The sequence below is a fragment of the Serratia sp. EC4 genome (assembly GCF_059652115.1).
In genome coordinates this window covers 56,515-70,275 of record NZ_JBNIDE010000006.1, presented here as the reverse complement: position 1 = coordinate 70,275, position 13,761 = coordinate 56,515, and the positions used below count along the sequence as shown (strand labels likewise).

Sequence of the window (13,761 nt, the reverse complement as noted above, 5' to 3'; positions counted from 1 at the left end):
GACGATGAGCTGCCGGGCATTGATACAGAGAGTTCGGGATATGTTGCAGTTCATACTCCGACGTTTGGGGTTAGTTATCCCAACGTTTATCGGCATTACATTGCTGACTTTTGCATTCGTCCATATGATCCCCGGCGACCCGGTGACCATCATGGCCGGGGAACGCGGTATCTCCGCCGAGCGCCACGCGCAGCTGATGGCGGAAATGGGGCTGGACAAGCCGCTCTATCAACAATATTTCTCCTACGTGTCCAACGTGCTGCACGGCGATCTGGGCACCTCGCTTAAAAGCCGCATCTCCGTCTGGAGCGAGTTCGTTCCGCGCTTTCAGGCTACGCTGGAGCTGGGCATTTGCGCGATGATCTTCGCGGTGCTGGTGGGCATCCCGGTCGGGGTGCTGGCGGCGGTCAAACGCGGCTCGATCTTCGACCACACCGCGGTGGGCATCTCGCTGACCGGCTATTCGATGCCGATTTTCTGGTGGGGCATGATGCTGATCATGCTGGTGTCGGTGCAGCTTAACCTGACGCCGGTGTCGGGGCGCATCAGCGACACGGTATTCCTCGACGACAGCCAGCCGCTGACCGGCTTCATGCTGATAGACACCCTGATCTGGGGCGAGCCGGGCGACTTCGTCGACGCGGTGATGCACATGATCCTGCCGGCCATCGTACTGGGCACCATCCCGCTGGCGGTGATCGTGCGCATGACCCGTTCCTCGATGCTTGAAGTGTTGGGCGAAGACTATATCCGCACCGCGCGCGCCAAGGGCGTGAGCCGCATGCGAGTGATCGTCGTCCACGCGCTGCGCAACGCGCTGCTGCCGGTGGTGACGGTGATCGGGCTGCAGGTCGGCACCATGCTGGCCGGCGCCATTCTGACCGAAACCATCTTCTCCTGGCCGGGGCTGGGCCGCTGGCTGATCGACGCGCTGCAGCGCCGCGATTACCCGGTGGTGCAGGGCGGGGTGTTGCTGGTCGCCTGTATGATCATTCTGGTTAACCTGCTGGTAGACGTGCTCTACGGCGTGGTCAACCCGCGTATTCGCCACAAGAAATAAGGGGCGCTCTCATGTCTCAAATCACTGAGTCTGCAGTTAAAGGTGCGCCGAAGCCGATGACCCCGTTTCAGGAGTTTTGGCACTATTTCAAGCGCAATAAAGGGGCCGTGGTCGGCCTGGTGTATATCGTTCTGATGTTGGTGATAGCGCTCGGCGCCGGCGTGCTGGCGCCGCATGCGCCGGCGGATCAGTTCCGCGACGCGCTGCTCAAGCCGCCGGTGTGGCAAGAAGGCGGCAGCTGGCAATATATCCTCGGCACCGACGACGTGGGCCGCGACGTGCTGTCGCGCCTGATGTACGGCGCACGGCTGTCGCTGTTGGTCGGCTGCCTGGTGGTGGTGCTGTCGCTGATCATGGGCGTGATATTCGGCCTGCTGGCCGGTTATTTCGGCGGCGTGGTGGACGCGATTATCATGCGCGTCGTCGACATCATGCTGGCTCTGCCGAGCCTGTTGCTGGCGCTGGTGCTGGTGGCGGTATTCGGGCCGTCGATCGTCAACGCCTCGCTGGCGCTGACCTTCGTCGCCCTGCCGCACTATGTGCGTCTGACGCGCGCGGCGGTGCTGGTGGAGGTCAACCGCGACTACGTCACGGCTTCACGGGTGGCGGGCGCCGGCGCGCTGCGCCAGATGTTCGTCAATATTCTGCCTAACTGCCTGGCGCCTTTGATCGTGCAGGCTTCTCTCGGTTTCTCGAACGCCATTCTGGATATGGCCGCTCTCGGCTTTCTGGGCATGGGCGCGCAGCCGCCGACGCCGGAGTGGGGCACCATGCTCTCCGACGTGCTGCAGTTCGCGCAAAGCGCCTGGTGGGTGGTGACCTTCCCCGGCGTGGCGATCCTGCTGACGGTGCTGGCATTCAACCTGATGGGGGACGGTTTGCGTGACGCTCTCGACCCCAAACTCAAGCAGTAACAGAGGACGAGAGAGATGGCGTTATTGAATGTAGACAAGCTTTCGGTGCACTTCGGTGACGAAGGCACCCCGTTCCGCGCGGTAGACCGCATCAGTTACAGCGTGGAGCAAGGTCAGGTGGTCGGCATCGTCGGTGAATCCGGCTCCGGCAAATCCGTCAGCTCGCTGGCGATCATGGGCCTGATCGATTTCCCCGGCAAGGTGATGGCCGACAAGCTGGAGTTCAACGGCCAGGATCTGCGCAAGATCTCCGAAAAAGAGCGCCGCCAGCTGGTGGGCTCCGAAGTGGCGATGATCTTCCAGGATCCGATGACCAGCCTGAACCCGTGCTATACCGTCGGTTACCAAATCATGGAGGCGCTGAAGGTGCATCAGGGCGGCAATCGCCGCACTCGCCGCCAGCGCGCTATCGACCTGCTGACCCAGGTGGGCATCCCCGATCCGGCTTCGCGGCTGGACGTATACCCGCACCAGCTTTCCGGCGGCATGAGCCAGCGCGTGATGATCGCCATGGCCATCGCCTGTCGGCCGAAGCTGCTGATCGCCGACGAGCCGACGACCGCGCTCGACGTGACTATCCAGGCGCAGATCATCGAACTGCTGCTGGACCTGCAACAGCGCGAAAACATGGCGCTGCTGCTGATCACTCACGATCTGGCGCTGGTGGCGGAAGCGGCGCATCACATCATCGTGATGTACGCCGGCCAGGTGGTGGAATCCGGCAAGGCGGCGGAGATTTTCCGCGCGCCGCGCCACCCGTACACTCAGGCGCTGCTGCGCGCGCTGCCGGAGTTCGCCGCCGACAAGGCGCGGCTGGCTTCGCTGCCGGGCGTGGTGCCGGGCAAATACGATCGCCCGACCGGCTGCCTGCTCAACCCGCGTTGTCCGTACGCCAACGAGCGCTGCCGTAACGAGGAGCCGGAACTGCGCAGCATTCCCGGCCGTCAGGTTAAATGTCACACACCGCTGGATGATGCGGGGAGGCCGACCGTATGAGCCAGAATCAACCTTTACTGCAGGCGATTGACCTGAAGAAGCATTACCCGGTGAAAAAGGGCCTGTTCGCGCCGGAGCGGCTGGTCAAGGCGCTCGACGGCGTGTCCTTCACCCTGGAGCGCGGTAAAACGCTGGCGGTGGTCGGTGAGTCGGGCTGCGGCAAATCAACGCTCGGCCGCCTGCTGACGATGATTGAAGTGCCGACCGGCGGCGAGTTGTATTACCAGGGGCAGGATCTGCTGAAGCCGGACGTCTCGGCCGAGAAGCTGCGGCGGCAGAAGATCCAAATCGTGTTCCAGAATCCTTACGGATCGCTCAACCCCCGCAAGAAGGTCGGGCAGATCCTCGAGGAGCCGCTGTTGATCAACACGTCGTTCAGCGCCGCCGAACGGCGGGAAAAAGCGCTGGAGATGATGGCGAAGGTCGGCCTGAAGACCGAGCATTACGACCGCTACCCGCACATGTTCTCCGGCGGCCAGCGCCAGCGTATCGCCATCGCCCGCGGGCTGATGTTGAATCCGGACGTGGTGATCGCCGATGAACCGGTGTCGGCATTGGACGTGTCGGTGCGCGCTCAGGTGCTGAACCTGATGATGGATCTGCAGCAGGAGCTGGGGCTGTCCTATGTGTTCATCTCGCACGATCTGTCGGTGGTGGAACACATCGCCGACGAGGTGATGGTGATGTACCTCGGCCGCTGCGTGGAAAAGGGCAGCAAAGAGGCGATCTTCAACAACCCGCGTCATCCGTACACCCAGGCGCTGCTGTCGGCGACGCCGCGGTTGAACCCGGATATGCGCCGCGAGCGTATCAAGCTGACCGGCGAACTGCCCAGCCCGATGAATCCGCCGCCGGGCTGTGCGTTCAATGCCCGCTGCCGCCGCGCTTTCGGCACCTGCGTGCAGCTGCAGCCGCAGCTCAAACAGTACGGTGAGCAGATGGTGGCCTGCTTTGCGGTCGATCAGGACGAACATCCGGGGGCGTAAAGCGTCGAACGTCATCGCTTAAATTCACGCCGGCATCACGCCGGCGTTTTTTATTACTCAATCAAAGGGTTAATAATTAGAAAACGACCACAGTCCGCCATTTTAATTACCTCCCTAATTAAATGCTTGTAAGAGTTATTTTTCTAAGAATCTTCGTATGTTAATGGTTGTCGAATAATTGAATTTAACGAATTGTTATTAATAACGTGAGGTTGGCCGATAAGCTTCGCTATATCTATTATAAAAGCCCTAATAAAAAAGCGCGCCGGCGGCGCGCTTTAGGTTGATGAGGCCGCGCTTATTGCGGATAAGGCACCCAATCGCCGCCGTTCAGGCGAATGTAAGGTTTCCCCTGATATTGCATCACGATGGCGTTGTCGTTTTCAGAGATGACCGGGGTCTGCGGCAGCCCCTGCGTCAGTGTCTGCCAATCGACGCTGGATTCGCTGAAGACCTTGCCGTCCACCAGGCGCGACACCAGTTCAGACAGCGCCAGATAGCTGCTCGGCGTTTTGATTTGCAGCGGGCCGCCCTGATGCGGCGCCTTCATGCCCACCAGTTTGATGCCGACCGGCGTATGGGTGATGTTCGGGCTCGGGATGTCGCGCAGGCCGGACATCTGCATCTTGTCGCCCACCAACGCCGCGCCGTGTTCCGGCACGATCACCACCACCACTTTGCGGCCGGATTTCTCCAGCTGATTGAGGAAAGTGTTCAACTGATCGAACAGCTTCTGCGCGCGCGGCTGGTAGTCGGCGCTTTTGTTGGAGCCGACGAAGCGGTTGCCGTCGTGCAGCGGGATGACGTTGAAGAAGGTGGCGGTGCGGCCGTCACCGCCTTTTTGCTGCTGATCCAGCCAGCGGGTCAGCAATTCGAGATCGTTATAAATCGGCTCACCGTCGAACGACGTCAGCTCGTTGCCGACGCCGGCCTGCGACATCAGCGGCGCCTGCATGCCGCCCTGTTCACGCAGTTCTTTCAGGAAGTTGCCGAACACCCCGGAGTGATCGAGCATCAGCTGTTCCTTGAAGCCGAGCTTCGCCAGGTTGTCGAACAGGTAACACTGCTGGTTCACCGGCTGATACAGATCGTGATGCGAAAGCTGGCCGCAGCTGGCGCGCAGCAGGCGGATGGCCGCCGGGCCGCTGTAGGCGGTGGCCGAGTTGAAGTTGTCGAACATGATGTCCATTTTCGACCACAGCGGATGATTCTGCAGGTTGACCGCGTCCATATCGGCCCAGGCCAGCGAACAGATGTTGATCACCAGCAGATCGAACGGCTGGGCGTCGGCGGGCAAGGCGGCCGGGAATGCGGTGGCGCGGCCTTTTTCCCGCTCGTAGAACTGGTTCAGGTAGGCCGTCAGGTTGGCGCTGGTCGGCGGCAGGCTGTCTGCCGGCGCCGCGTCCCCCGCCGCCGGCGCTGATGTGGCCGGGGTATTGGCGCCGCCGGCGGCCGCCGTGGAAGCGGCGGGCAGCAGTGAAACCGCCGGCCCGGCGATGTTGACGATATTGAGCCACGCCAGCGCCGCCACGGTGAACACCGTGACGCGCACCCACTGTGCGACGAACAGGTAGGCGATAAACAGCACGAAGGCCGCGCCGATCATCTGCCAGTTGATAAAGCGGTTGATCAGCTCCAGCAGATACTGGGCGCTGAAGCCGGCCAGCTGTGAGCCCTGGCTGAGGATGCTGTTGATGCCCGGCAGCCAGGTGTCGTGGTAGAACAAGGCGATGCCGATCGGGATGGCGAGGTAATGGCGCCAGCGATGCAGGCGTTGCGAAGGGATCGGCATCAGCAGAAACGCCATGAACACCAGGTTCGGCAGCGCGTGGAAATTCAGGTAGCCGAACCACAGCAGGGCGAATTTAGCCAGAAAGTAGAGGTTCCAGCCACCCAGCCCGCGCCAGTAGCGCCACAGAGCGTTATCGGATTGCGTATTCGAGTTTCGAGTCATGGCTGCTTCTTACGTTTAATCTGGGAGGAGGAGCCTGTGCGCACCCATAAACCGGCGGATTTCAAATAGCGCGGCGATAACAACAGGTTTTGCCAGTATTGACGCAAATGCGGAAAACGCCGGTGAAAGGCGTAGCCCAGCGGAATGAAGATCAGCGCGCACAGCAGGATCAGTTGCACGATGTCGTTAAGGTTCAGCATGCGGTTCCTCCTGCGGGCCAAGCGGCAGCGTGAAGGCGACCGGCTGCCGCCGTTCCGCGGGCACCTCGGCCGCCGCCACGCGAGGGCGCGGCGCGGCGCCCGCGGGGCCGGTGGCCGAAATCTGCCAGCGTCCCTGGGCCATGCGTTTGATTTCCGAAATGATATCGACGTCCTGGTGCCACACCACCCGGTTGCTGAAGGCTTCATCCACCGGCAGGCGGAAGATGAACTTCAGCGCGGTATCCAGATCGTTGATGCGGCAGGTGGAAAGGAACAGCACCAGCCGCCCCTGCACCACGGTCATCACGTCGCCGAACCGCCGCAGGTGGCACAGGGTCATCGCCTGTTCGGCGCGCAGACCGGTGGCTGGGCGCAGCGCCACCATCACGCCTTTACCATCCTCGGGCAGCAGCGTGTTGCCCATCAGCGAAAGCACCGCCTGGCTGAACGCTTCCGGCCGCATGTAGCCTTTGAGCTGCAGCGGACGCAGCCCGGCCAGCAGCGCATCGATGTCGGCGGGCACATGCCGTGAGAAGCGTTGCCCCTGGATGCCCTCGAGCATGGTCAGAAAACGCGACAGCGGCGCGACGTGCGGCACGATCAGGTTGGCGCCGCAGGCCAGCAGCAGCCGTTCGTCGCTGTAGCGCAGGCTGGCGCTCATCTCGCGCACCGCGATTTTCAGGCCGTTGCCGCGGCTGCGGCGCAGGGTGTGGATCTGGTGCGCCAGATGATCGATTTGGTCGCTTTGATACAACGCGAAAATCAACGTCGCCGAGAGTCTCAGCATGCCGTGCTGCGCCAGTTCATCGTTGCTCTCCAGCAGTTGCCAGTTGGCGGACAGCGGCGGCGCGCCTTCGAGGATGCTGCGCTCGGCCAGATACTGGCTTTCGTCGCTGCGCAAGGCGGTGGGGGAGGGTTGGCTATTTTCATCCTCGCCCTGCCAGCCACCTTCCGCCGCATACAAGGTCAGCAGCTGATTGGCGTTGATGCCGTTTTCGGTGCTCCACCAGTTCACCAGGTATTGCGCGCTGTCCTGCTGCCATTGCAGGCTGGACAGGCCGTTCAGGATGCGGTGCTGTGCGCTGAGCTGCCCTTTGAGCTTATTGATGCCGCCGCCGTGGCTGAGGATCAACAGCGTACAGCCCTGCCGCCGCAGCCAGGCGGCGAGGGTGCGCGTCCACTCGCGCAGCTCTTCGGTGGTGAAGGTTTGCCACAGGCTGGCGTGGGCCAGCAGGATAAGTAAGCGATTTTGCGGCCTCAGGGCGCGCATCAGATCGTCGCTCAACTGTGTCAGCGCAGCTTTTTTCTCCGGTAATTGATACAGCGGCAGCTTCTGCAACGCGGGCGCAGCCAGCTCGGCCAGCAGGCGCTCGGGCTTGTCTCCGCTGCAGATCAGGGCGACTTTGTGGGTGGCCGGTTGAGCGGCGATGGCCTGGCGACACAGCAGCGCGGCGTCGCTTTGCCTGTCGATATTGATCCAATAAAGCCCGGGGGCCTGCATCACCGACAGCTCTTCCCAAATCTGCCGAATGCCTAGAGAAAAAGAGTGCGCCATAGGATGTGTTCTACTTTCGTTGAAAGCCGACTAAAGGCGTTTATATTTAAAGATAGCCATTTTTACGCTGGCAATAATAAATCTCCGACGCTCTTCAACAATATTTGTTGAGAATCATCTTATTGCCTGTCTCTTTTTGTATCGTTGCTATAGTTAATTAACATAGCCTATTTTCGCCAAGGCGGAAGAATGAATAACGCATCCACCCATTTTCGTGCAGCGGCGCCTGGGGAGAGCCAGGATGACCTGCAGGCGCTCAGCCAGGCTTTTTCATTGCCGAAATTACGCTATGTCGATATTTCACGGCAGGAGCGGTTAACGCAAATGATGACGCGCTGGCCACTGTTGGCCGAATTGGCGCAGACCACGGGGAGCCACTGATCTATGCCGGTGCTCGCGCTGCAAGGGTTGCGGGGTGGAATGGGGACGACCTCGGTCACGGCGGCGCTCGCCTGGGCGTTGCAGCAACTGGGCGAGTCGGTGCTGGCGATCGACTTCACGCCGGATAATCTGCTGCGCTTGCATTTCAACACACCGTTCGAGCTGGCGCGCGGCTGGGCCCGCGCAGAGCAGGATGGCGGCGCTTGGCAGGAAGGTGCGCTGCGTTATTGTGAAAACCTCGACTTTCTGCCTTTTGGCCGCCTGAATGGGGCGGAAAGGCTGGAAGTGCAGCGCCAGTGTCGTCAACAGCCGGAACGCTGGCGCGACAACCTGCGCCAACTGATCGCCGGCGATCCGCAGCGCTGGATCCTGCTGGATGTCCCGGTCGGGGACGGCGTGTTGGCGCAGCAGGCGCTGCAGCTTGCCGACAGCGTGTTCGTGCTGTTGAACCCCGACGCCAACTGTCAGGTGCGGCTCCATCAACAGACGCTGCCGAATGACTGCCGTTTCCTGGTCAATCACTACTCCTCCGCCAGCCAGCTGCAGCAGGATCTGCATCAGCTGTGGCTGCAAACCCTGAGCGGCCTGCTGCCGGTGGTGATCCACCGCGACGAAGCGTTGGCGGAAGCGCTGGCGGTCAAACAGCCGTTGGGCGAGTATCGCCCCGAGAGCCTGGCGGCGGATGAAGTGCTGACGCTGGCCAACTGGTGCCTGATCAACCTCAAACGGGGCGTTGCGCCATGAGCCGGGTGCTGAGCCTGCTGCTGGTGCCGCCGGTGCGTCAGGCGGTGCAGGCGCGCTACCGCGTCTATCGCCGCAACGGCGCGTCGGCGCTGACCGCCTTTTTCGCCACGCTGCTGGTGGCGCTGGGGTGGATGCTGCTGCGCTTCGAGTCACCGGCCTGGCAGCGTGTGCGCGTCGGCCGCGCTTACTGGTTCCCGCATCTGTCCGCCGAACGCCCGCGCCCGGCGGATGCGCTGCGCTATCTGCTGCAGGGTCTGTGGCTGCTGCTGTTTCGCAGCGGCCGCGCGCCGGTGCCGCGCGACTATTTCGCCGGGTGGCGGCGGCTGCAGCAGCGCTACGCCGATTGGCTGCAGAGCCTGCCGCAACGGCTGAAAAACGCCGGCGTGGAACAGCGTTCGGTAGAGCGCCTCGGCCGCATGAACCGCGGCATGCGACGCGCGCTGTTTATTCTGGTCGGCGTGTTGGCGGCGATCCTCGCCATGCTGTGCATCTCGCAACCGTTCGATCTGTCGGCGCAGTTCGTGTTCGTCGTGCTGCTGTGGGGGATCGCGATGGTGGTGCGCCGGGTGCCGGGGCGTTTGCCTGCGCTGATGCTGATCGTGCTGTCGCTGACCGTTTCCTGTCGTTACCTGTGGTGGCGTTATACCGCCACGCTGAACTGGGACGACCCGCTCAGCCTGGTGTGCGGCCTGTTGCTGCTGGTGGCGGAAACCTACGCCTGGGTGGTGCTGGTGCTGGGCTATTTCCAGACCGTCTGGCCGCTTAACCGCCAGCCGGTGCCGTTGCCCGCTGACAGCGCCACCTGGCCGACCATCGATCTGATGGTGCCGACCTACAACGAAGATCTCGGGGTGGTGAAGCCCACCATCTATGCGGCGTTGGGCATCGACTGGCCGAAAGAGAAAGTGAACATCTATATCCTCGACGACGGCAATCGCCCCGAATTCCGGGCGTTCGCCGCCGAAGTGGGAGTGAAATACATCGCCAGGCCGACCCACGAACACGCCAAGGCCGGCAACATCAACAATGCGCTGAAGCAGGCCACCGGCGAGTTCGTGGCGATTTTCGACTGCGACCACGTGCCGACGCGCTCCTTCCTGCAACTGACCATGGGTTGGTTCTTCAAAGACAAAAAGCTGGCGATGCTGCAGACCCCGCACCACTTTTTCTCGCCGGATCCGTTCGAGCGCAACCTCGGCCGCTTCCGCCAGACGCCCAACGAGGGCACCTTGTTCTACGGGCTGGTGCAGGACGGCAACGACATGTGGGACGCGACCTTCTTCTGCGGCTCTTGCGCCATCCTGCGCCGCAGCGCGCTGGATGAGATCGGCGGCATCGCGGTGGAAACCGTCACCGAAGACGCCCACACCTCGCTGCGCTTGCACCGGCGCGGACACACCTCGGCCTATATCCGCATTCCGCAGGCCGCCGGGCTGGCGACCGAAAGCCTGTCGGCGCACATCGGCCAGCGCATTCGCTGGGCGCGCGGCATGGTGCAGATCTTCCGGCTCGACAACCCGCTGCTGGGCAAGGGGCTGAAACTGGCGCAGCGCCTGTGCTACGCCAACGCCATGCTGCACTTTCTGTCGGGCATTCCGCGGCTGATCTTCCTCACCGCGCCGCTGGCGTTTTTACTGCTGCATGCCTACATCATCTTCGCGCCGGCGCTGGCGATCGCGCTTTATGTGCTGCCGCACATGATCCACGCCAGCCTGACCAACTCGCGCATCCAGGGGAAATACCGCCATTCGTTCTGGAGCGAAATCTATGAAACGGTGCTGGCCTGGTATATCGCGCGGCCGACGACGGTGGCGCTGTTCAATCCGCACAAGGGCAAATTCAACGTGACCGCCAAGGGCGGGCTGGTGGAGGAGGAGCATGTCGACTGGGTGATCACCCGGCCTTACATGTTCCTGGTGGTCCTGAACCTGGCCGGGCTGGCGTTCGGCGCCTGGCGGCTGGCCTATGGCCCGACGGACGAGGTGATGACGGTGATCATCAGCCTGGTGTGGGTGCTGTACAACATGACCATTCTCGGCGGCGCGGTGGCGGTGGCGGTGGAGGCCAAGCAGGTGCGTCAGGCGCACCGCGTGGAGATCGCCATGCCGGCGGCAATCGCGCGTGCCGATGGCCACCTCTACCCCTGCACGCTGCGCGATTACTCCGACGGCGGCGTGGGCATTGAGATGCGAGTGGAAAACGTGTTGAAAGACGGCGACAAGGCCTCGCTGCTGCTCAAGCGCGGCCAGCAGGAGTACAGCTTCCCCTGTGTGGTGACGCGCGCCTTCGGCAACAAGGTGGGGGTGCGTCTGGTCAGTCTCTCCACCCGTGAACACATCGATTTCATTCAGTGCACCTTCGCCCGCGCCGATACCTGGGCGCTGTGGCAGGACGGGTTCCCTGAAGACCGGCCGATCGAAAGCCTGCGCGACGTGCTGGCGTTGGGCTTCCGGGGCTATGTGCGCATGGCGGATTACGCGCCGCCGCTGGTGCGCGGTCTGCTGGTCGGGGTCACGTCGCTGACCGCCTGGGTCGTGTCGTTTATTCCGCGCGGCGTCGGCAGGGATCCGACCTTGGATCAACAAGAAACAGTGGGTTAGCTGCGAGTTCAACCGCCCGCTCACTCGCCCGGTGAACAGGCTCCAACATTGATGATGATACGATGACGCGAAAAATAACCTGGTTAACTGCTCTGGCCTTAGGCATCAGTACCCTGTCGCAGGCCGAAACCGCCACTGCGCCGACCGTGGCGGCTCAGCCGCCGATCGCCGCGGCGGCCGATACGGCGACCGCGCCACCGCCGGCCGCCGCGCCGCAGGATCCGAATGCGCCGGTGCGCGACGTATCGCTGCCGTTTGCGCAGATAGCGCCGCCGCCGGGCACCTTTGTTCTGCGCGGCACCCGGCCGGACGGACAGATCGAATTCGGCGTGCGCAGCGATGAGGTGGTCTCGCAGGCGATGCTCGATATGGAGTTTACGCCGTCGCCGGCGCTGATCCCGGTGGAGTCGCACGTCAAGGTCTATCTGAACGACGAACTGATGGGCGTGACCACCCTCGCCAAAGAGCAGCTGGGCAAGCCCAATCGCATCCAAATGGCGATCGATCCGCGCTATATCACCGATTTTAACCGCGTCAGGCTGGTGTTTGTCGGCCATTATCAGAACATCTGCGAAAACCCGGCCAGCACTTCGCTGTGGCTCGACGTCAGCAAGTCCAGCGCGCTGAAGCTGCGTTTCCAGACGCTGCCGGTGAAAAACGAGCTGTCGCACTTCCCTGAGCCGTTCTTCGACAGCCGCGATAATCGGCCGCTGACGCTGCCGATGGTATTCGCCGGCCAGCCTGATCTCGCCCAGCAGCGCGCGGCGGGCATTCTGGCCTCGTGGTTCGGCAGCAAGGCGCAGTGGCGCGGGCAATCCTTCCCGACGCTGTACAATGCGCTGCCGACGCAGCACGCGGTGGTGTTCGCCACCAACTCGCAGCGCCCGGATTTCCTGCGCGATTATCCGGCGGTCAACGGCCCGACGGTGGAGATGATCAGCCACCCCGACAATCCGTACGTCAAACTGCTGTTGATTCAGGGGCGTGACGACAACGATTTGATCACCGCGGTGAAGGGCATCGCGCAGGGTAACATCCTGTTCCGCGGCCAGAACGTGACGGTGGACAAGGTGGAACAGCTCGCGCCGCGCCAGCCTTACGACGCGCCGAACTGGGTGCGCACCGATCGGCCGATGACCTTCGCCGAGCTGCAGCAATATGCCGAACAGCTGCAAACCAGCGGCATCGAGCCCGGCCCGATTTCGCTGACCATGAACCTGCCGCCGGACCTGTTCCTGATCCGCAGCACCGGTATCGATATGCACCTGAAGTACCGCTATACCGCGCCGCGAATTCAGGATGGTTCGCGGCTGAGCGTCAGCCTGAACAACCAGTTCGTGCAGGCTTACTCGCTGGTGCCGGAACACGAGCAGGGCGCGCAGCTGCTGCGCCTGCCGTTGACGCAGGGGCTGCTCGACTCCGACAAGAACGTCAGTATCCCGGCGCTGCGGCTGGGCGCCACCAACCAGCTGCGCTTTGACTTTGACTACACCACGCTGCTGGCCAGCGGCGCGGAAGGGCGCTGCGAAACCTACTCCTTCACGCAAAACCACGCGGTGATCGACGGCGCATCTACCATCGATTTCTCCGGTTATCGCCACTTTATGGCGATGCCGGACTTGCGCGCCTTCGCCAACGCCGGCTTCCCGTTCAGCCGCCTGGCGGATCTGTCGCAAACGCTGGTGTTGGTGAACCAGAAACCGCAGCCGGCGCAGGTCAGCGCGCTGCTGAACGCGCTTGGCGTGATCGGCGCGCAAACCGGCTACCCGGCGCTGGCCTTTACGCTGAGCGACGACTGGTCGCAGGCCAAGGATCGTGACGACGATATCCTGATGATCGGCACCATTCCGCCGGCGCTGCGCGACGACAAGAAAATCAGCCTGCTGGTGGACGCCACTCAAAGCTGGGTGAAGCAGCCGACGCGACAGCCGCCGCTGCCGAGCGCGGAATTGCTGGCGGAGGACGCCAAGCCGGACAGCAAGACCACCGTCAGTTCCGAGGGCGCGATGTCGGCGATCATCGGCGTGCAATCGCCGTTCAACGATCAGCGCAGCATCGTGGCGCTGCTGGCGGACAGCCCGCGCGGCTATGAGTTGCTGAACAATGCCCTGCTGGACAGCGGCAAGCGCGCCGCGGTGTTCGGCTCGGTGGCGGTGATCCGCGAATCGGGGGTCAACAGCTTGCGCGTCGGCGATGTTTACTATGTCGGCCACCTGCCGTGGTGGGAGCGGCTGTGGTATGCCCTTTCCACCCATCCGGTACTGCTGGCGGTGATCGCGGTGGTGCTGGTGGTGATCCTGGGGCTGATGCTGTGGCGCGGCCTGAAGGCCTTCAGCCGGCGTCGTCTGGCGCCTGAAGATCGGGATTGACG

Annotated in this window: 11 protein-coding genes; 8 read left to right on the top strand and 3 right to left on the bottom strand. The window is 62.7% G+C overall.

The features are described from left to right. Positions 1-40: 40 nt before the first annotated feature. The 4 genes from dppB to dppF are packed head-to-tail and all read left to right on the top strand — an operon-like array spanning position 41 to position 3,956. The gene (gene dppB / locus ACP39K_RS17430; protein WP_033634229.1) at positions 41-1,060 is read left to right on the top strand and encodes a dipeptide ABC transporter permease DppB; all 1,020 of its coding nucleotides are present in this window, start codon (positions 41-43) and stop codon (positions 1,058-1,060) included. Positions 1,061-1,071: 11 nt separating this feature from the next. Continuing rightward, positions 1,072-1,974: a dipeptide ABC transporter permease DppC gene (gene dppC / locus ACP39K_RS17425; RefSeq protein WP_025304838.1), complete on the top strand. Its 903-nt coding sequence runs from the start codon at positions 1,072-1,074 to the stop codon at positions 1,972-1,974. 15 nt (positions 1,975-1,989) lie between these two features. Next, a complete protein-coding gene (dppD, locus tag ACP39K_RS17420; RefSeq protein ID WP_004934132.1) occupies positions 1,990-2,970 on the top strand; it encodes a dipeptide ABC transporter ATP-binding protein in 981 nt (326 codons plus the stop codon). After that, positions 2,967-3,956 (top strand): dipeptide ABC transporter ATP-binding subunit DppF, encoded by a 990-nt coding sequence (gene dppF, locus ACP39K_RS17415; RefSeq protein WP_016929525.1) that lies wholly within the window; start codon positions 2,967-2,969, stop codon positions 3,954-3,956. Before dppD ends, dppF begins: the two co-directional genes overlap by 4 nt. Positions 3,957-4,254: 298 nt before the next feature. On the opposite strand, the gene bcsG is transcribed toward dppF, so the two are convergent. The 3 genes from bcsG to bcsE are packed head-to-tail and all read right to left on the bottom strand — an operon-like array spanning position 4,255 to position 7,665. After that, positions 4,255-5,910, bottom strand: coding sequence for a cellulose biosynthesis protein BcsG (gene bcsG / locus ACP39K_RS17410; protein ID WP_497008722.1), 1,656 nt, complete (start codon positions 5,908-5,910; stop codon positions 4,255-4,257). Then, positions 5,907-6,110, bottom strand: a complete 204-nt coding sequence (gene bcsF / locus ACP39K_RS17405) for a cellulose biosynthesis protein BcsF (protein WP_004934139.1) — start codon at positions 6,108-6,110, stop codon at positions 5,907-5,909. Before bcsF ends, bcsG begins: the two co-directional genes overlap by 4 nt. Then, positions 6,097-7,665: a cellulose biosynthesis protein BcsE gene (gene bcsE, locus ACP39K_RS17400; protein WP_060444966.1), complete on the bottom strand. Its 1,569-nt coding sequence runs from the start codon at positions 7,663-7,665 to the stop codon at positions 6,097-6,099. The genes bcsF and bcsE overlap by 14 nt, the downstream gene beginning before the upstream one ends. Positions 7,666-7,854: 189 nt before the next feature. On the opposite strand from bcsE, the gene bcsR reads away from it, so the two are divergent. The 4 genes from bcsR (at position 7,855) to bcsB (ending at position 13,759) form a co-directional block, all read left to right on the top strand. Then, the gene (gene bcsR / locus ACP39K_RS17395) at positions 7,855-8,046 is read left to right on the top strand and encodes a cellulose biosynthesis protein BcsR (RefSeq protein WP_048796356.1); all 192 of its coding nucleotides are present in this window, start codon (positions 7,855-7,857) and stop codon (positions 8,044-8,046) included. Positions 8,047-8,049: 3 nt separating this feature from the next. After that, a complete protein-coding gene (bcsQ, locus tag ACP39K_RS17390) occupies positions 8,050-8,790 on the top strand; it encodes a cellulose biosynthesis protein BcsQ (protein ID WP_028127819.1) in 741 nt (246 codons plus the stop codon). After that, positions 8,787-11,390, top strand: coding sequence for a UDP-forming cellulose synthase catalytic subunit (gene bcsA / locus ACP39K_RS17385; protein WP_147881543.1), 2,604 nt, complete (start codon positions 8,787-8,789; stop codon positions 11,388-11,390). The genes bcsQ and bcsA overlap by 4 nt, the downstream gene beginning before the upstream one ends. Positions 11,391-11,452: 62 nt before the next feature. After that, positions 11,453-13,759: a cellulose biosynthesis cyclic di-GMP-binding regulatory protein BcsB gene (bcsB, locus tag ACP39K_RS17380; RefSeq protein ID WP_033639027.1), complete on the top strand. Its 2,307-nt coding sequence runs from the start codon at positions 11,453-11,455 to the stop codon at positions 13,757-13,759. The last annotated feature ends 2 nt before the right edge of the window (positions 13,760-13,761 follow it).

Excerpts from the sequence above, each read along its gene's own strand:
- bcsG (WP_497008722.1), bottom strand. The coding sequence starts at position 5,910 with ATGACTCGAAACTCGAATACGCAATCCGATAACGCTCTGTGGCGCTAC.
- dppF (WP_016929525.1), top strand. The coding sequence starts at position 2,967 with ATGAGCCAGAATCAACCTTTACTGCAGGCGATTGACCTGAAGAAGCAT.
- bcsF (WP_004934139.1), bottom strand. The coding sequence starts at position 6,110 with ATGCTGAACCTTAACGACATCGTGCAACTGATCCTGCTGTGCGCGCTG.
- dppD (WP_004934132.1), top strand. The coding sequence starts at position 1,990 with ATGGCGTTATTGAATGTAGACAAGCTTTCGGTGCACTTCGGTGACGAA.
- bcsQ (WP_028127819.1), top strand. The coding sequence starts at position 8,050 with ATGCCGGTGCTCGCGCTGCAAGGGTTGCGGGGTGGAATGGGGACGACC.
- dppB (WP_033634229.1), top strand. The coding sequence starts at position 41 with ATGTTGCAGTTCATACTCCGACGTTTGGGGTTAGTTATCCCAACGTTT.
- bcsE (WP_060444966.1), bottom strand. The coding sequence starts at position 7,665 with ATGGCGCACTCTTTTTCTCTAGGCATTCGGCAGATTTGGGAAGAGCTG.
- dppC (WP_025304838.1), top strand. The coding sequence starts at position 1,072 with ATGTCTCAAATCACTGAGTCTGCAGTTAAAGGTGCGCCGAAGCCGATG.
- bcsR (WP_048796356.1), top strand. The coding sequence starts at position 7,855 with ATGAATAACGCATCCACCCATTTTCGTGCAGCGGCGCCTGGGGAGAGC.
- bcsB (WP_033639027.1), top strand. The coding sequence starts at position 11,453 with ATGACGCGAAAAATAACCTGGTTAACTGCTCTGGCCTTAGGCATCAGT.
- bcsA (WP_147881543.1), top strand. The coding sequence starts at position 8,787 with ATGAGCCGGGTGCTGAGCCTGCTGCTGGTGCCGCCGGTGCGTCAGGCG.